At 71.2% G+C, this 17,898-nt stretch carries 14 protein-coding genes and 1 pseudogene; 6 read left to right on the top strand and 9 right to left on the bottom strand.

Features of this window, described 5'->3' with window-relative positions:
* Window positions 1-29: 29 nt before the first annotated feature.
* Window positions 30-554 (bottom strand): hypothetical protein, encoded by a 525-nt coding sequence (locus tag KQY30_RS06140; RefSeq protein WP_217310775.1) that lies wholly within the window; start codon window positions 552-554, stop codon window positions 30-32.
* Between the two features lie 29 nt (window positions 555-583).
* Entirely contained in the window at window positions 584-1,861 is a 1,278-nt protein-coding gene (locus KQY30_RS06135; protein WP_217305930.1) for a molybdopterin-dependent oxidoreductase, read from the bottom strand.
* Window positions 1,862-2,114: 253 nt separating this feature from the next.
* Here KQY30_RS06135 and KQY30_RS06130 point away from each other — a divergent pair, with 253 nt between their 5' ends.
* The 5 genes from KQY30_RS06130 (at window position 2,115) to KQY30_RS06110 (ending at window position 6,654) form a co-directional block, all read left to right on the top strand.
* Window positions 2,115-3,464: a hypothetical protein gene (locus KQY30_RS06130; RefSeq protein WP_254407540.1), complete on the top strand. Its 1,350-nt coding sequence runs from the start codon at window positions 2,115-2,117 to the stop codon at window positions 3,462-3,464.
* Between the two features lie 7 nt (window positions 3,465-3,471).
* Window positions 3,472-4,635, top strand: coding sequence for a molybdopterin-dependent oxidoreductase (locus KQY30_RS06125; protein ID WP_217305928.1), 1,164 nt, complete (start codon window positions 3,472-3,474; stop codon window positions 4,633-4,635).
* A 236-nt stretch (window positions 4,636-4,871) separates the two neighbouring features.
* A complete protein-coding gene (locus KQY30_RS06120; RefSeq protein ID WP_254406971.1) occupies window positions 4,872-5,264 on the top strand; it encodes a hypothetical protein in 393 nt (130 codons plus the stop codon).
* A gap of 89 nt (window positions 5,265-5,353) precedes the next feature.
* On the top strand, window positions 5,354-5,659 hold the full coding sequence (locus KQY30_RS06115; RefSeq protein ID WP_217305927.1) for a 4a-hydroxytetrahydrobiopterin dehydratase: 306 nt from the start codon (window positions 5,354-5,356) through the stop codon (window positions 5,657-5,659).
* 47 nt (window positions 5,660-5,706) lie between these two features.
* Window positions 5,707-6,654: an AraC family transcriptional regulator gene (locus tag KQY30_RS06110; RefSeq protein WP_217305925.1), complete on the top strand. Its 948-nt coding sequence runs from the start codon at window positions 5,707-5,709 to the stop codon at window positions 6,652-6,654.
* An 89-nt stretch (window positions 6,655-6,743) separates the two neighbouring features.
* Here KQY30_RS06110 and KQY30_RS06105 read toward each other — a convergent pair whose 3' ends face one another.
* The 3 genes from KQY30_RS06105 to KQY30_RS06095 form a co-directional block, all read right to left on the bottom strand.
* Window positions 6,744-7,574, bottom strand: a complete 831-nt coding sequence (locus tag KQY30_RS06105; protein WP_302185301.1) for an aldo/keto reductase — start codon at window positions 7,572-7,574, stop codon at window positions 6,744-6,746.
* Between the two features lie 138 nt (window positions 7,575-7,712).
* Window positions 7,713-9,536: a long-chain fatty acid--CoA ligase gene (locus tag KQY30_RS06100; protein ID WP_217305924.1), complete on the bottom strand. Its 1,824-nt coding sequence runs from the start codon at window positions 9,534-9,536 to the stop codon at window positions 7,713-7,715.
* A 328-nt stretch (window positions 9,537-9,864) separates the two neighbouring features.
* Window positions 9,865-10,746: a LysR family transcriptional regulator gene (locus KQY30_RS06095; protein ID WP_254406970.1), complete on the bottom strand. Its 882-nt coding sequence runs from the start codon at window positions 10,744-10,746 to the stop codon at window positions 9,865-9,867.
* 147 nt (window positions 10,747-10,893) lie between these two features.
* Here KQY30_RS06095 and KQY30_RS06090 point away from each other — a divergent pair, with 147 nt between their 5' ends.
* On the top strand, window positions 10,894-11,931 hold the full coding sequence (locus KQY30_RS06090) for a bile acid:sodium symporter family protein (protein ID WP_217305922.1): 1,038 nt from the start codon (window positions 10,894-10,896) through the stop codon (window positions 11,929-11,931).
* A 210-nt stretch (window positions 11,932-12,141) separates the two neighbouring features.
* On the opposite strand, the gene fdhD is transcribed toward KQY30_RS06090, so the two are convergent.
* The 4 genes and pseudogenes from fdhD to KQY30_RS06070 all read right to left on the bottom strand — a co-directional run bounded on the left by fdhD (window position 12,142) and on the right by KQY30_RS06070 (window position 17,864).
* On the bottom strand, window positions 12,142-12,981 hold the full coding sequence (gene fdhD, locus KQY30_RS06085) for a formate dehydrogenase accessory sulfurtransferase FdhD (RefSeq protein ID WP_217305921.1): 840 nt from the start codon (window positions 12,979-12,981) through the stop codon (window positions 12,142-12,144).
* Between the two features lie 26 nt (window positions 12,982-13,007).
* Entirely contained in the window at window positions 13,008-13,865 is an 858-nt protein-coding gene (locus KQY30_RS06080; RefSeq protein ID WP_046503646.1) for a 2Fe-2S iron-sulfur cluster-binding protein, read from the bottom strand.
* Window positions 13,862-15,909 (bottom strand): annotated as a pseudogene (locus KQY30_RS06075) (NAD(P)H-dependent oxidoreductase subunit E). The gene KQY30_RS06080 and the pseudogene KQY30_RS06075 overlap by 4 nt, the downstream one beginning before the upstream one ends.
* A gap of 14 nt (window positions 15,910-15,923) precedes the next feature.
* Window positions 15,924-17,864 carry a molybdopterin oxidoreductase family protein gene (locus tag KQY30_RS06070; protein ID WP_217305920.1) on the bottom strand — a complete coding sequence of 647 codons (1,941 nt, stop codon included), beginning with the start codon at window positions 17,862-17,864 and terminating at the stop codon, window positions 15,924-15,926.
* Window positions 17,865-17,898 lie beyond the last annotated feature (34 nt).

The following is a 17,898-nucleotide window of genomic DNA, read 5'->3' as shown; positions in this document are numbered from 1 at the left end:
GCCCCACCGGCCGGGCGGGTACGGCTCCCTCACGGCTCCACCCCGGCGTGGGCCCGCCGCCGGTCCGTGTACAGCCGCACCACCAGCCACACGGCGGACAGCGCGAACAGCGCGGCCGTGATCAGCAGCCAGCGCCCCAGGAACACATCGATGCTGAGCCGGGTGGCGTCCTCGTACGGCTTGGAGGCCCGCAGCACCAGCGGCCAGTAGACGAGCAGCAACAGCAGCGAGAGAAACGCCGGGACGCGCAGATGGTTCACCCCGGGCCCGCGCTCCCCGCGCGCATCACGGCCCGGCCGCTCACGGCCCGGCCGCAGCGCCGCCTCCGCGCCCCGGTCGCCGAGCGAGTACAGCGGTACGAGCACCAGATCGTGCAGCACCGCGGCCCCCACGAACCAGATCAGGATCAGCAGCCAGTCGCCGCTCAGCAGTCTGATCCCGGCATAGGCGCAGAGCGCGAACGAGGCCAGCAGTAGCAGGAGTTGCAGCGGCGACTCCCCGTACAGCCGCCGGAAGCGCTCCCCGGCCCCGAGCCGCCGCCGGTAGAGACGCATCGCCCGCCATCTGTTCGCGCTCTCACGGATCAGACGGGCCATGACGACTCCCCGAAGCTCAGCCGCCGTACCCACTTGGTGTTCATCACACCCGGCGCGCCCGGCACGATGATCCGCGCCGGATGGCCGTGATCCGGCGACAGCACCGCCCCGTTGACCCGCAGCGCGAGCAGCGAGCGGGGATCACGCACCTGGTTGTCGCGGAGCGCGACCGCGCGGAAGGAGCCGTGCCGCTGCGCCGACTCCACATACACCGCCGGCGGCGCGTGCCCCAGCCCGACCAGCGCGGCCAGATCGACGAGCCGTACGCCCTCCCACCGCTGATCCGACGTGGACCAGCCCTCCACACAGGCGATCGGCAGATCGGCGCGGTGCTGGGGGAGCCGTTCGAGCTCCTCCCTGGTCAGTACGGACTCCCGGCCCCCGCCCCGTACCGTCAGCCGCCAGTCCGGACCGATGTCCCGCGCGCGGACCCCGGTGGCCGCCACCCCCTTGTTGATCTGGAAGCCGTTCGGCCCCGGCCCGGGATTGCGGCCGTGCGGGGCGAGCAGCGCCGTACCGCGCACCGGCCCGCCGATGCTCTGCCCGGCCGTCACCACGAAGAGCACCACCGAGCCGAGCCCCACCATCCCGAGCGCGCCCCGCCGCGACACGGTCGGCGGACCGGGTGTCCGGGAGACCAGGCCCGTCGTGTCGGGCGGCTCCGGTACCGTCCGCGCCCGCGGGGTCCGCAGCTCGGCCCGGAAGTCCCGGCCGCGCAGCGCCCGTACCGTACGCGGCAGCCGCAGCGCCACGTGCACGACGAACGCGCCGATGAACACCCACGCCCCGTAGAAGTGCAGCGGATAGAACGAGCCGGGAAAGATGTAGTTCAACTGGATGTTGAGGATGCCGGTGGCGAACTCGAACAGCGCGCCCCCGACGAGCAGCAGCAGTGACAGCCGGTCCAGAGCGTGCCCCGGTGAGCGCACCGGGGGCCGTGCGAAGAGCTTCGGCGCGACCGACCACAGCTTCGCGAGCAGTACGGGCACGAGCACCACCCCGAGCGTCACATGCACGCCCTGGGTGACGCGGTAGAGCCAGTACGGATCGGTCGGCCAGGCGAGGAGATAGAAGCCGAGCACCCCCTTGTCCGGTGTCATGTCGTTGACGGGGGCGAGATCCGGGTTGTACGCGGTGTACGAGACCAGACCGGTGAGGAAGAGGAGGGGGATGCCGACGAGCAGTGCCACGGCGAAGACCGAGGTCAGCCAGGGGCCGCGCAGCGGGCTGGGCCAGGAGGGGACGAATCGGGCGGGTACCTTCATATGGGTGACCGTAGGACGAGGCGCACGCCGTTCGCGGCTGCGACATAGCTTCTCCGGGGCGCGTCCCGGGCGGATCTGACGGTTCGGTGACATGGGCCGACGGCTGCCCCGTACGGCGTGATCACGCGCCTACCGTGACGGCGTGACCCTGCTTCCGCACCCCGGCCCGTCCCCGGACCCGCCCACCGGCACCGCGGCCCCTGACGCCCTCACCCGCCCGTCGTCACCCGCGTCCGCCGACCGCCGCCCCGATCTGTCGGCCGCCGGAGCGGGCGTACTGCTCTATCTCGTCGCCTCCGTGGCCGGTGCGCTGATCGAGCGGTACGACGGCACCCTCCATGTCTCCTGGGCGCCCCTGCTGGCCGAGTGGAGGCCGCACCTCGGCCCCGGGACCGTCCCCGCGCTGCTCGTCGCCGCCCTGGCCGTCGCGTACGGGCCGGGCCTCGCCGCCAGGCTGTCCTGGCGGCGGCTGGTCTGGGGGAGCTGGGCCGTCGCCATGGCCTGGATCTGGTCGCTGGCGCTGGTGGACGGCTGGCAGCGGGGCGTGGCGGACCGGCTGACCACCCGGCACGAATACCTCAGCGCCGTCGACCGGTTCCAGGACATCCCCGCCACCCTGCGCGACTTCACCCACCACATCCTGATGAACTCGCCGGACTACTGGCCGACACATATCGCCGGGCACCCCCCGGCCGCCGTGCTGACCTTCGTCGGGCTCGACCGGATCGGCCTCGGCGGCGGGGCCTGGGCCTCGGCGTTCTGTATCACCACGGGCGCGTCGACGGCCGCCGCCGTCCTGGTCACGATGCGCGCACTGGGCGCCGAGCGGGCCGCGCGCGCCGCCGCGCCCTTTCTGGTCCTCGCCCCGGCGGCCGTCTGGATCGGCGCGTCCGCCGACGGCTACTTCGCGGCCGTCGCCGCCTGGGCCCTCGCCCTGCTCACGCTCGCGGCGACCCGAACCGTACGGGCGCCCTGGGCTGCCGCGTCGGGCGCCGGGCTGCTCCTCGGCCTGGCCATGTACCTCTCGTACGGACTGACGCTCATGGCGGTCCCGGCGGTGGCGGTGCTCCTGATCGCCCGCACGGCCCGGCCGCTGCCGTTCGCCCTGCTGGGGTTCGCGGCGGTGACGGCGGTGTTCCTGCTGGCCGGGTTCCGGTGGTGGGAGGCGTACGACCTGCTGGTGGAGCGCTACTACCAGGGGGTCGCCCGGGAACGCCCGTACGGCTACTGGGTGTGGGCCAATCTCTCCACCCTCGTCGTCACCGCGGGGCTCGCCTCCCTCGCCGGGCTGGGGCGCGCCCTGCGCCGGCCGTCTCGGCTGCGCCGAGGAAGGAAGCCCGGCGGAGACGGCGGCACGGACGGCGGTACGGACGGCGGTACGGACGGGCGATTCGTGCTGCTGGTGGGGGCCGTGCTGCTGGCGCTGGTCATCGCCGATCTGTCCGGGATGAGCAAGGCCGAGACCGAGCGCATCTGGCTGCCGTTCGCCCTGTGGCTGCCCGCGCTGGCCGCGCTGCTGCCCGTACGGGACCGCCGGGGCTGGCTCGCCACGGGGGCGTGCACGGCTCTGCTGGTCAACCATCTGCTGCTGACGAACTGGTGAGAACGCGATGCCCCTGACCTTTCCGCCCCGTTTCCGGGGCCGCTCGCACGACCCCCGTACCGCCACCGTGGTGGGACGGCTGCTCGGACCGGCCATTCTGGTCTGCTTTCTCACCGGGGTGTTCAGCCATTACCTCCAGGAGCCGCCCCTGTGGCTCGCCGGGCATCTTCCGACCCGGCCGATATCCGGATACCGCGTCACCCAAGGACTTCATGTCATCAGCGGTATCGCCGCCATTCCGCTTTTGCTGGTGAAATTGTGGACGGTCTATCCACGCCTTTTCGTCCGGCCGCCAATCCGTTCCGTACTTCACGCCCTGGAGCGCGCCTCGATAGCGATACTGGTGGCGGCCACTCTGCTCGAAGTGTTCATGGGGCTGCTCAATACCGTGCAGTGGTATCCCTGGCCCTTTTCCTTCCGGCAGGTCCACTGGTCGCTCGCCTGGGTCGTCATCGGCTCGCTGCTGCTCCATCTCGCGGTGAAGGCACCGGTGATCGCGGCGCATTGGCGTCGCCGGGCCGCCGCGGATCCGGAGGCCGCCGCGGATCCTGGCGCGGACGGAGCCGAACTCGCCGTGGACCGTACGGACCGGCGGTCGCTGCTGTTCGGACTCGCCGCCTCGGTCGGTGCCGTCACCCTCGTATCGGCCGGCCAGTCCGTCACCCCGCTCAAGGATCTGGCACTGCTCGCCCCGCGCGACCCCGACACCGGCCCCCAGGGACTGCCCGTCAACCGCACGTTCGCCGCCGCCGGAATCACCCGCGACGACCTGCGCTCCTGGCGGCTGCGGGTGGACGGCCCGAAGCCGTACGAACTGACCCTCGCCGAGCTGCGTGCGATGCGCCAGCACCGCGTCGAGCTGCCCATCGCCTGCGTGGAGGGCTGGTCGAAGTCGGCACACTGGGAAGGCGTCCGTATCAAGGACCTGCTGGCGCGCGCGGGCCTGCCCGAGGGAGCGCCGCTGCGGATCGTCTCCTTGCAGCGGCAGGGCGGTTACGGCGTCACCGAGATGGACCGCGCCTACACCCGTGACGGACTCACCCTGCTGGCCCTGCGCCTCAACGGCGCGGTCCTCGCCCCCGACCACGGCTATCCCGCGCGGATCATCGCGCCCAACCGGCCCGGCGTGCTCCAGACGAAGTGGGTCACCCGGCTGGAGGTCCTGGCATGAGCACCAGGCGTATCACGCGTATCACGCGGCCTAGGTCCTGTCCGGTGGATCTTTGTGGATCAGCCCGGGGCGGCTGGTGCGGTGGATCGCAAGGCGGAGGATCGTCCTCGTACTGGACGTACTTGGACGACTCCGACAACGCAGCGAGGTGCCGTGCCAGGCGTTCCGGGCCCGCGAAGATCCGCCGGACAGGGCCTAGGGGCGCCGCCGGTTTCGCGCGGACCGTCCTGGGAGCCGTGGGCGTACTCGCCCTGGGCTTCGGCGGCCTGCAACTCCTCGTCGGTACCGGCCCCGGAGGTGTGGCCGGGGTCGCCCTCTGGCTCGCCGGAGCCGTCGTCCTGCACGACGGGGTCCTGGTCCCGCTGGTCCTCGCCGCCGGACTGCTCATCGCGGGAACGCGGCTCCGCCCGGTGCTGCGCGCCGGACTGCTGACGGCGGGCTGTCTGACCCTGCTCGCGCTGCCCCTGCTGCTGCGCCCCGGAAAACCGGGCAATCCGTCCGTACTCCCGCACGACTATCCGCTGAACTGGGCGATCGTGGTGGGAAGTACGGCCGCGGCCACCGCTCTGGCCGCGGGATGTGTCGCCCTGGCAAGCCGGCTCGGGAAACGCGCGAGAACCGAGGGCTGACCGTCGTGGCACGGCGGCCGGGCAACCCCCGCCGTACGACGTATCGTCGGCCGGGTCCGCCGCCCGTACCCGGAAGGAGCCCCCGCCCCATGGCCACCCCACCGCTGTCGCAGCAGGAGATCGAGGACCGGCTGCGCGACCTGCCCGGCTGGTCCCTGACGGAGAGTCGCATCGCCCGCACCTACCGGATCGGCAGCCACTTCGCCGCCACCGCCATGGTCGTCCATGTCGCCCGGATCCAGGAGGAGTTGAACCATCACTCCGATCTGACGCTCGGCTACCGGAGCGTTGCTCTCGCCGTCCACACCCATGACGCCGGAGGCGCCGTCACCGAGAAGGACTTCGCGCTCGCGCGGCGTGTCGAGGAGATTGCCCCGGCACACGGCGCGAACTGATCGGTGCGGCGGCGAGTCCGCTCTCCGGTGCATTTACGCTGGTGACCATGGACGTACTCGCCGGACTCCTGGACGGACCGCGGGCCCGGGGGGCTTTTCTGCTGCGCATGGTGATGGAACCGCCGTGGTCCGTCCGGATCGAGGACCGTGCCCCGCTCTGTCTGATGTGCGTCACTCGCGGCGAGGCGTGGATCGTCCCCGACGGCGGCGGGGAACCGGTGCTGCTGCGCCCCGGGGCCGTGGCGGTCGCCCGCGGCCCCGAGCCGTACACCACCGCCGACAGCCCGGGGACCGCGCCCCGCGCGCTGATCGGGCCCGGCGGTGTCTGCCACACCCTGGAGGGCGAGCCGCTCGCTCAGTCGATGCGGCTGGGCGTACGGACCTGGGGCAACGCCTCCGACGGCGGTACGACCGTCCTCATCGGTACGTACCAGATGGACGGCGAGGTCAGCAGACGGCTGCTGGACGCCCTGCCCTCCCTCATCCACCTCCCCGCCACCGCTTCGAACAGCCCCCTGATGACGGTCCTCGACGAGGAGATCTCCCGGGACGAACCCGGCCAGGGCGTGGTGCTCGACCGGGTGCTGGACCTGATGCTGATAGGTGTGCTCCGGGCGTGGTTCTCGCGGCCGGACGCCGAGGCCCCCGGCTGGTACCGCGCCATGGCCGATCCGGCCGTCGGCAATGCCCTGCGGCTGCTCCAGAGCGAACCGGCCCGCCCCTGGACGGTCGCCGAACTCGCCGCCGCCTGCGGAGTCTCCCGCGCCGGCCTCGCGCGCCGGTTCACCGAACTCGTGGGGGAGCCCCCGATGGCGTATCTCACCGGCTGGCGGCTCGCGCTCGCAGCCGATCTGCTGCGCGGGACGGACGCGACGGTCGAGGCGGTGGCCAGGAAGGTCGGCTACAGCGGCTCGTTCGCGCTGAGTGCGGCCTTCAAGCGGGTACGGGGAGTCAGCCCGCAGGAATACCGCGCGGGCGCGGCGACGGGCACGTAACGCCGTCTGCCGCAGCCGGACCCGCGCGGTGTCTCCCCGGCTCGGAGACCCAGAAACCCAGAAGGCCAGAAGCCAAGAGGCCCAGACGGTCAGACGCCGAACGTCGCCGGGTGCGGGCCGACCCGCCGCCCCTCGTCCAGCGCCGCGAACGCCGCCAGATCGTCCGCGTCCAGCTCGAAGTCGAACACCTCGATGTTCTCCCGGATCCGGGACGGCGTCACGGACTTGGGGATCGCCACATGCCCGAGCTGGAGATGCCAGCGCAGCACCACTTGAGCCGGCGACCTGTCGTGCTTCCGGGCGACCGCGACCACCGTGGGCACCTCCAGCAGCCCCTTGCCCTGGCCCAGCGGCGACCAGGCCTCGGTGACGACACCGTGCCGGCGGTGGAAGGCACGGGACTCGGCCTGCGCGAGCTGCGGGTGCAGCTCGATCTGATTGACGGCGGGGACCACGGAGGTCTCGCCGATCAGCCGCTCCAGATGCTCGGGAAGGAAGTTCGAGACACCGATGGCCCTGGCGCGGCCGTCCGCGAGGATCTTCTCGAACGCCTTGTAGGTGTCCACGTACATGCCGGCGGCCGGCCTGGGCCAGTGGATGAGATAGAGGTCGACATAGTCCAGGCCGAGCTTCGCCAGCGAGGTGTCGAAGGCGCGCAGGGCCGAGTCGTACCCCTGGTCGGCGTTGGACAGCTTGGTGGTGACGAACAGCTCCTCCCGGGGTGTCCCGGAGGCGGCGATGGCCTGGCCCGTGCCCTCTTCATTGCCGTACGCGGCGGCGGTGTCGATGCTGCGGTAACCCGCCTCCAGCGCGGTGGTGACGGCCTTCACCGCCTCCGAGTCCGGCACCTGCCAGACTCCGAAGCCGAGCTGGGGCATCTCGGTGCCGTTGTTGAGGGTAAGGGTGGGGACCTTGGTCACGAGCGGTCGATCCTAACGTCGTCGGAGGCTGTGTCGTGTTGTCGGTGTCGTCATTCCAACGACCATTCCAACGATCACAGCGACGGACGGATTCCCGTCCTCCGCCCCAACGGTAGAGCCCGCCATCCGCGGAGTGCGCTAGCGGTAGAGCGCTTCGACCTCGGCGGCGTACGCGGTCTCGATCGCCTTGCGCTTGAGCTTGAGCGACGGGGTGAGCAGCCCGAGTTCCTCGGTGAACGGATGCGCCAGGATCCGGAACGTACGGATCGACTCGGCCTGGGACACCGAGGTGTTGGCGGCCACCACCGCCCGCCTGATCTCCGTCTCCAGATCCCGGTCCCGTACCAACTCGGCGGGTTTCAGCAGCGGTTTGCCCTGGACCGAGAGCCAGTGGTCCACCGCTTCCCGGTCCACCGTGACCAGCGCGGCGACATACGGGCGGTCATTGCCGACCACGATGCACTGGGCCACCAGCGGATGTGCCCGTACCCGCTCCTCCAGCGTCTGCGGCGACACGCTCTTGCCGCCGGAGGTGACCAGGATCTCCTTCTTCCGCCCGGTGATGGTGAGATAGCCGTCCTCGTCGAGCGCGCCCAGATCACCGGTGGCGAACCAGCCGTCCCGCAGTACGGCGCCGCTGGCCTGCGGGTCGTTGAGATAGCCGGCGAAGACATGGCCGCCGCGCAGCCACACCTCGCTGTCCTCCGCGATACGCACCGAGGTGCCCGGAATCGGCCGGCCCACCGTGCCGTAGCGGGTGCGCTCCGGCGGATTGGCCGTGGCCGCCGCGCTGGACTCCGTCAGCCCGTACCCCTCGTAGATGGTGACCCCCGCGCCCGCGAAGAAGAGCCCGAGCCGCCGGTCCATCGCGGAACCGCCGGACATGGCGTGCCGTACCCGGCCGCCCATCGCCTCGCGCACCTTGCCGTAGACGGCCCGTTCGAAGAACTGGTGCTGTACGCGCAGCGCCGCGGACGGCCCCGGACCGAAGCCGAAGGCCCGCTGCTCCTGCGCCTCCGCGTACCGGACCGCCACCTCGACGGCCTTGTCGAAGGGGCCCGTCTTCCCCTCGGTCTCCGCCTTGCGCCGCGCCGCGCCGTACACCTTCTCGAAGATGTACGGCACCGCCAGGATGAACGACGGCCGGAACGCGGCCAGATCGGGCAGCAGCGCGCTCGCCTGGAGCGCGGGCTGATGGCCCAGCTTCACCCGGCCCCGGATCGCCGCGATCTCTATCATCCGCCCGAAGACATGTGAGAGCGGCAGGAAGAGCAGGGTCGAGGCCTCGTCGCCGGACTTGGTGTGGAAGACCGGTTCCCAGCGGCTCAGTACGGTGTCCGCCTCGAACATGAAGTTGGCGTGGGTGAGCACACAGCCCTTGGGGCGGCCGGTGGTGCCCGAGGTGTAGATGACCGTGGCCACGGAGTCCGGGGTGACCGCCCAGCGGTGCCGGTGCACCATCTCGTCGTGCAGTCCGTCGCCCGCCGCGAACAGTTCCTCGACCGCGTCGGCGTCGAGCTGCCAGAGCCGTTTGAGCCGGGGCAGCCGGTCGATCACCGAGCCCACGGTCATGGCGTGGTCCTCGTGCTCGACCAGACAGGCCGAGACCTCGGCGTCATGGAGCATCCAGTGGACCTGCTCGGCCGAGGACGTGGGGTAGACGGGGACGGGCTGGGCGCCGATGGACCAGAGCGCGAAGTCGAAGAGAGTCCACTCGTAGCGGGTACGGGACATGATCGCGACCCGGTCCCCGAACCGTACGCCCTGTGCGAGCAGTCCCTTCGCCAGCCGGAGCACCTCGTCACGGAAGCCGGCGGAGGTGACGTCCCGCCACCGGCCGTCCTTGTCCTTGCGGCCGAGGGCGACATGGTCCGGGTCGTCGAGCGCATGCGCGAAGACGGCGTCCGCGAGCCCACCGACGTGGGGGGCGGCCGGCAGGGCGGGGACGGTGAACTCGTGCAATGACTTGCTCCTTGTGGCGGCTCCTGTGGCGCTCCGCGCAGCGCGGGTGACGGTACCCCACCGCGAGTCCCGGGGGGAGAGTGTGAGCGGAATCCGGGCGGGGCGGTATTGGCGCAGGTCAGGGTGGGAAAGACGGAGGAAGTGGGAGAGTTGGCGGCGGCGGACGGGCGCGGAGCGGGCGCGTGGGGCCGGAATCTCCACCGAATCCGTACGGCACTGACACGCGCGCTCTACGGTGCGCGATGTTGGTCCGTACCTGTACTGAGCCGGTACGGAGCGGGGCCCGGCCGGTCCGCCGGGTGTCCGGGGGCGGGCCCGGCCCGGTCGGTCAGGTGTCCGCGGGTGGCCGGTGCAGCCGGTCGCCGCCCGCCAGGATCGCCGAGGCCAGGGCGTCCGCGGCCTCCTGGGCCGCCGCCTGCCCGCGCCCCTTGCGGTGCAGCAGTACGTAGTCCACCTCGCCCAGCTCGGGCAGCCCCGCCGCGGCCGGTACGGGGACCAGACCCGGCGGGATCAGCGCGCGCGTATGCGGCATGACGCCGAGGCCCGCGCGGGCCGCCGCGATCAGCCCGCTCAGGCTCGCGCTCGTGCACGCCACGCGCCAGCGCCTGCCCTGCGCCTCCAGCACCTCCAGCGCGCGGGCGCGGGTGATGCCCGGCGGCGGGAAGAGGATCAGCGGGAGCGGGCGGTCCGGGTCGATCCGCAGCCGGGGCGCCCCGATCCAGTCGAGGACGGACTGGCGTACCAGCTCGCCATGGGTGTCGCCCCCGCGGCGCTTGGCCAGTACGAGATCGAGGCGGCCCGCCGCGAGCCGCGCGTGCAGGCTGCCGGACATCCCCACCGTCAGTTCCAGGTCCACCTCGGGATGGTCGCGCCGGAAGGACTCCAGGATCTCCGGCAGCCGGGTCAGGACGAAGTCCTCCGACGCGCCGAAGCGGAGCCGGCCGCGCAGCCGCGTACCCGCGAAGTAGGCCGCCGCGCGGTCGTGGGCCGTCAGGATCGTCCCGGCGAAGCCGAGCATGGCCTCGCCGTCCTCCGTCAGCTCCACGCGATGGGTGTCCCGGCTGAACAGCGGCCTGCCCGTGGCCTCCTCCAGGCGGCGGATGTGCTGGCTCACCGTGGACTGGCGCAGCCCCAGTCGGCGGGCGGCCCGGGTGAAGCTCAGGGTCTGCGCCACGGCCAGGAAGGTACGGAGCTGTCCGGGGTCGTACACGCGGCCAGAGTACGCGGTTCTGTCGGTGTTTATCGCGTACACCGATAACAGTGAGCGGTGTGTACGGGTTTCCCGATCAGGCGGGACGAGTGCAGCATGGGCGGGCGGGTACGCCGTGTACCCGACAACGAACCAGCAGGGGAGCATATGAACAGCCGCCGTCTCCGCCGCCGTTTCCCGCGCATGCGGATGCCGTCCCGGCTGCCCGTCGACCCGTTCGTCCTGGCGCTGCTCATGACCGTGGGCCTCGCGGCCCTGCTCCCGGCCTCGGGACGGGCGGCCGGGGTCGCGGGCGGTGCGACAACCGGTGCGGTGGCGCTGCTGTTCTTCCTGTACGGGGCGCGGCTCTCCACCCGCGAGGTGGCCGACGGGCTGCGGCACTGGCGGCTCCACGCGACCGTGCTGGCCTGTACGTTCGTGCTCTTCCCGCTGCTGGGGCTGGCCGCGCGGGGTCTCGTACCGTATCTGCTGACCCCTCAGCTCTACACCGGGGTGCTCTTCCTCTGCCTGGTGGCCTCGACGATGCAGTCGTCGGTGGCCTTCACCGCGATGGCGCGCGGCAATGTGCCGGCGGCGATCTGCGCCGGATCGTTCTCCAGCCTCGCGGGCATCGTGATCACACCGCTGCTGGCGGCACTGCTGATCGGCGGCGGCGGCGGGGGCGGGGGCGGGGGAATCTCCGCGGGCTCGGTGGCCGGGATCGTGGCACAGCTCCTGTTGCCGTTCCTGGCGGGGCAGTTGCTGCGGCGCCGGGTGTCCGGCTTTGTCGTCCGGCACCGCAGGCTGCTGGGTTCCGTCGACCGGGGGTCGATCCTGCTCGTCGTCTACACGGCGTTCAGCGAGGGCATGACGGCGGGCGTCTGGCACCGGGTGACCCCGAAGGACCTGGCGTCCCTGCTCCTGGTGGAGGCGGCGCTCCTGGCGGCGATGCTGACGCTGAGCTGGTACGGGGCGAAACGCCTGGGCTTCGGCCGGGCGGACGGGATCGCGATCCAGTTCGCGGGCTCGAAGAAGAGCCTGGCGTCGGGACTCCCGATAGCGAGCGTGCTGTTCGGCCCGCAGGCGAGCCTGGCGGTGCTCCCGCTGATGCTCTTCCACCAGCTCCAGATCATGGTCTGCGCACTGCTGGCGCGCCGCGCCGCGGCCCGCCCGACGACCCCGGCTGCGGCCCGGGCCACGCTCTGACCGACTGACCGCCGACGTAAGGTCACCGCGTCCGCGCGGGGCCGGTCCGTCCTCAAACGCCGGACGGGCCGGGTTTGCCGCCCGGCACCGGATAGGACAAAACGCATCCGCCAGTGTCCGCCAGTGTGTCGAGTGAGTGCCGGAATGGGCCCGGCCGACGCAGGGGGCGCTCCCCGCCGGCCGGACCGTCATCCCGTGCAGCGGGGAGTGTTACACCCCGGTGTGCAGGGCGATACGCTCGTCGCCCGCGTACACGTTCATGGACGAGCCGCGCAGAAATCCGACCAGGGTCAGCCCGGTCTCCGCCGCGAGGTCGACGGCGAGCGACGACGGTGCGGACACCGCCGCCAGCACCGGAATCCCCGCCATCACGGCTTTCTGCGCCAGCTCGAAGGAGGCACGGCCCGACACCAGCAGGATCGACCGGGACAGCGGCAGCAGATCCTGCCGCAGTGCCCGGCCGACCAGCTTGTCGACCGCGTTGTGCCGGCCCACGTCTTCCCGGACGTCCAGCATCTCGCCGGCCTCCGAGAAGAGCGCCGCCGCGTGCAGGCCCCCGGTCCGGTCGAAGACCTGCTGTGCCGCCCGCAGCCGGTCGGGCAGGTCGGCGAGCAGCTCCGGCTCCACCCGGAGCCGGGGGTCGTCACCGATCGGGAAGCGGGCCGTGGTCCGGACGGCGTCCAGGCTGGCCTTGCCGCACAGTCCGCACGACGAGGTCGTGTAGACATTGCGCTCCAGCGTGATGTCCGGGACCGGGACGCCGGGGGCGAGCTGGACATCGACCACGTTGTACGTGTTCGAGCCGTCGGCCTTCGCCCCGGCGCAGTACACGATGGACCGTACGTCGGCGTTCGACGCGAGCACGCCCTCGCTCACCAGGAAACCGGCGGCGAGCGCGAAGTCATCGCCGGGCGTGCGCATCGTGATGGCGAGCGGCTTGCCGTTCAGCCGGATTTCCAGTGGCTCTTCCGCCACCAGAGTGTCGGGCCGGGCAGAGGTGGCCCCGTCCCGGATACGGATGGTGCGACGGCGTTCGGTGACCCGTCCCATGGTGATCAGTCCTACTCGTCTGGCGCTCAGCGCTGCTGTACGTGCTGGAAGCCGAAGCGGCCCTTGATGCACAGGTTTCCGTGCGTCACGGGATTGTCGTGCGGAGAGGTGACCTTGACGATCTCATTCTCCTGCACATGCAGTGTCAGATTGCAGCCGACGCCGCAGTAAGCGCAGATCGTGGTCGTCTCCGTCTGGGCCGATTCGTCCCATGTCCCGGCTTCCCGCATGTCGAATTCCGTCTTGAAGCTGAGTGCTCCGGTCGGACAGACCTCGATGCAGTTGCCACAGTAAACACACGCCGAATCGGTGAGCGGAGTGTCGTGCTCGGTCGAGATGCGTGCGTCAAAACCGCGGCCGGCCACCGAGATCGCGAAGGAATTCTGCCACTGCTCGCCACACGCATCGACACATTTGTAACACTGAATGCACTTGTCGTAGTCGCGAACGTACAGATCATTATCAACTTTTGGTTCTTCGTTGAGCCGGGCCGCGTCCTCGCCGAAGCGCTCGGGCTTCGCCTCGTACTCCTTGATCCACTCGGCGGCCCTCGGGGTGGTCGAGAGGTCCGTGGAGGAGGCCAGGAGTTCGAGGACGATCTTCCGGCTGTGCCGGGCCCGCTCGCTGTCCGTGCTGACGGTCATACCGGCCTCGGCCTTGCGCGAGCAGGCGGGGGCCAGCACACGCGCGCCCTCGACCTCGACCACACAGACCCGGCAGGCGTTCTTCGGTGTCAGTGTGTCGCCCTCGCAGAGCGTGGGGATGTCCTTGCCCGCGGCCCGGCAGGCGTCCAGGATCGTGGAGCCCTCCGGCACCCGGGTCTCCTGGCCGTCGAGTGTGAACTCGATCAGACGGCGCGGCAGTTGCAGCGGTATCGCGGTCACTTGTAGGCCCCCAGACGGTCGATGGCGGACTCGATGGCGTTCCACGCGGTCTGTCCGAGACCGCAGATGGAGGCGTCCTTCATGGCCTGCCCGACCTCGCGCAGCAGCGCGATGTCGCCGGCCGCTGCGGCGCCGGTGCGGTCCACGATCCGGTGCAGCGCCTCCTCCTGGCGCACCGTGCCGACCCGGCAGGGCACACACTGCCCGCAGGACTCGTCACGGAAGAACTCGGCGATACGGAGCAGGATCCTGGGCAGTTCGACGGTGTCGTCCAGCACCAGCACCACCCCGGAGCCGAGTGTGGTGCCCGCCGCTCTGGTGCCCTCGAAGGTGAGCGGGATGTCCAGCTCGTCGGGCCGTACGAAACCGCCCGCCGCGCCGCCCAGCAGGATCGCCCGCATGGTGGGCGAGGGGCCCGCCAGATCGAGCAGTTCGCCGAGGGTGGCGCCGAACGGCAGCTCGTAGATGCCGGGGCGCTCCACATTGCCCGAGACACAGAAGAGCTTGGGGCCCGTGGACTGGGCGGTGCCGATCGCCTTGAACGCCGGGCCGCCCTCGGTGAGGATCGGCAGCACATTGATCAGCGTCTCGACGTTGTTCTCGGCGGTGGGCTTGCCGAACAGGCCCTTCTCCACGGGGAACGGGGGCTTGGAGCGCGGCTCGCCCCGGTAGCCCTCGATCGAGTTGAACAGCGCGGTCTCCTCGCCGCAGATGTACGCGCCCGCGCCGCGCCGGATCTCGATGTCGAAGGAGTACCCCTGCCCGAGGATGTCGTCCCCGAGCAGCCCGCGGGCGCGCGCCTGGTCGATCGCGTTCTGCAGGAGGCGCAGGGCGCGCGGGTACTCGCCGCGCAGATACAGGAAGCCGCGCGACGCGCCGACCGCGTACCCGGCGACGGTCATCGACTCGATCAGCGAGTACGGGTCGCCCTCCATGACCACCCGGTCCTTGAAGGTGCCGGGCTCCGACTCGTCGGCGTTGCACACCAGATAGTGCGGGTGCGCGGGCTGCGAGGCGGTGGCCTGCCACTTGCGGCCGGTGGGGAATGCGGCGCCGCCGCGGCCCACCAGACCGGAGTCGGTGACCTCCCGGATGACTCCGGCGGGCCCGAGGTCGAACGCCCGCCGCAGCGCCGCGTAGCCGCCGTGCGCGCGGTAGTCGTCGAGGCTGTACGGATCGACGACCCCGACGCGCCGGAGCAGGGTCAGCCCCGGCTGCCCGGCCTGCGGTACGGCCATTGCGGCGGCCGGTTCGGCAGGTGCCGCCTGGGGCTCCGCCGCCGCGAGTACGAGCGCCTCGGCGGTCGCGGGCGCGATGACGGCCGTGGCGTAGGGCCGGGGCGCGGGTTCATGGGGCGTGCCGGCCGGGTCCGCGGGCTGTACGCCGTGCGCGCCGTTGGCCGTCGCGGCCGGCCGCAGCGGGCCCGCCGGGTCCGCCGCGGCCGGCCAGGAGGGGCGGGCGCCCCAGGGAGCGGGTGCCGGCTCCGCGCCGTCCCGCGCGGAGCCGGCGTCAGGGGTGGTTCGGGAGGGGCGGCCCCGGACGGCGCGCCCGCCTGGATCACCAGCGCCGCCGGAGCCCGCTCGCACAGGCCCAGACAGGGGCTCGACTGCCAGACCACGCCGCCGGAGGCCGAGCCCGCCGCGCCGAGGCGCTCCTCCAGGGCCGCGCAGAGCGTCCCGGAGCCATGCGCGGCGCAGGCCAGGTCGGTACAGACGTGCAGCACCTTCGCGGGCCGCGGCTTGACGGCGAACATCGCGTAGAAAGTGGCGACGCCGTACGCCTCGGCCGGCGGCACCGTGAGCCGCCGGCAGAGGTAGTCCAGCGCGCCCTCGCTGATCCAGCCGATCCGGTCGTTGATCGCGTGCAGCCCCGGCAACAGCAGGTCGCGCCGCTCGCGTGCCTCGCGGCCGCCCCGTGCCCAGCGCAGATCCGTGTCCGTACGGTCGTCCGCGCCTTCCCACGCCGTCGACGCCGGGCCGAGCAGCTCGTCGACCGCCGCCCGTTCCTCGTCGGTCGGCTTGCTGTCACCGAAGTGCAGATCCACTGATGTTCAGCTCCTCACGCGGACGCGGACAGGGACGCGGTGGTGGTCACGGGCAGCTTCTCGATCCGGATGGCCGACGCCTTGAACTCGGCGGTGCCCGCGATCGGGCAATTGGCCTCGATGGTGAGCTGGTTGGTGTCCACCTCGTCCGGGAAGTGCATGGTCATGAAGGCCAGGCCCGGCCGCAGTCCCGGGTCGATCCAGACCGGAGCCTGGACGGTGCCGCGCCGGGAGCTGATCCGTACCTCCTCGCCGACCGTCACCCCGTACCGCTCGGCGTCCTCCGGGCACAGCTCCACATACTCGCCGCGCCGCAGCGGGGAGGCGAAACTCCCGCTCTGCACCCCGGTGTTGTACGAGTCGAGCCGGCGGCCCGTGGTGAGCCTGATCGGGAACTGATCATCCGTCAGATCGACCGGCGGGTCGTGCTTGACGATGCCGAACGGCGCGAGCCTGCCGCGCTTGGCGGGGTCCGCCTCCCACAGCCGGCCGTGCAGATAGGTCGGTTCGAGCTTCTCCGTGTCGGGGCACGGCCACTGGATTCCCTGGTGCTCCTCCAGCCGCTCGTAGGTCATCCCGTAGTGGTCGGGGGAGACCGAACGCAGCTCGTTCCAGACCGACTCGGCGTCCGCGTACTTCCAGGGGTGCCCGAGACGGCCCGCCAGATCGCAGATGATGTCGATGTCCTCGCGGGCCTCGCCCGGCGGCTCGACGGCCTTGCGGACCCGCTGGACCCGGCGCTCGCTGTTGGTGGTGGTGCCGTCGGTCTCGGCCCAGGCGGCCGTGGCGGGCAGGATCACATCGGCGAGCTCGGCGGTCTTCGTGAGGAAGATGTCCTGCACCACCAGGTAGTCGAGCTGTTTCATACGCTCGATGGCCTGCTCGCTGTCCGCCTCGGACTGGGCGGGGTTCTCACCGATGCAGTAGACCGCCTTGAGGTCGCCGGTCTCCATCGCCTCGAACATGGCCGTCAGGGTCATCCCGTACTGGGGCTGGATGACGGTGTCCCAGGCGGTCTCGAACTTCTGGCGCACGCCCTCCTCCAGGATGTCCTGGAAGCCGGGAAGGCGGTTGGGGATGGCGCCCATGTCGCCGCCGCCCTGCACGTTGTTCTGGCCGCGCAGCGGCTGCACTCCGGAGCCGTACCGGCCGACATGCCCGGTGAGCAGGGCGAGGTTGATCAGCGCTCGTACGTTGTCGGTGCCGTTGTGGTGCTCGGTGATGCCCAGCGTCCAGCAGAGCTGTGCCCGCTCGGCGCGGGCATAGGCGTGGGCCAGATCGCGAATGGCCTCGGCCGGTACGCCCGTGACCTTCTCGGCGACCGAGAGCGTCCAGGGCTCGACCTCGGCCGCGTACTCCTCGAAGCCGGTGGTCGCCCGCTCGATGAACGACACATTGTGCAGTCCCGCGTGGATGATCTCGCGGCCGACCGCGTGGGCCAGCGGAATGTCCGTACCGACATTCAGCCCGAGCCAGCTCTCCGCCCATTCCGCGGTGGAGGTGCGGCGGGGGTCGACGGCGTACATCCGCGCGCCGTTCCTGATTCCCCGCAGTACGTGCTGGAAGAAGATCGGGTGCGCGAATCGCGCGTTGGAGCCCCACATCACGATCAGATCGGTGTGGTCGACCTCGCCGTACGAGGAAGTGCCGCCACCGGATCCGAAGACCGCGGAGAGCCCGGCCACACTGGGCGCGTGACAGGTCCTGTTGCAGGAATCCACATTGTTGGTGCCCATGACCACGCGGGCGAACTTCTGCGCCACGTAGTTCATCTCATTGGTCGCGCGTGCGCACGAGAACATCCCGAACGCTCCGCGCGCGGCGCCCAGGCCTTGCGCGGCCCGGTCCAGCGCCTCGTCCCAGCTCGCCCTGCGGAGAGGGCCGCCCTTCTCGTCCCGCACCATTGGATAGGTGATACGGGCATACGTCTTCGGTGTCCGGTCTCGCTTCTTCACGCCGCGCTCTCCTCATGAGTGAGGGCCAACTGGC

Source organism: Streptomyces sp. GMY02 (assembly GCF_019056675.1).
In the GTDB taxonomy this organism is placed as follows: domain Bacteria; phylum Actinomycetota; class Actinomycetes; order Streptomycetales; family Streptomycetaceae; genus Streptomyces; species Streptomyces odonnellii.
Note: the sequence above shows the minus strand (reverse complement) of the source record. Positions and strands in the feature narration are given on the sequence as shown.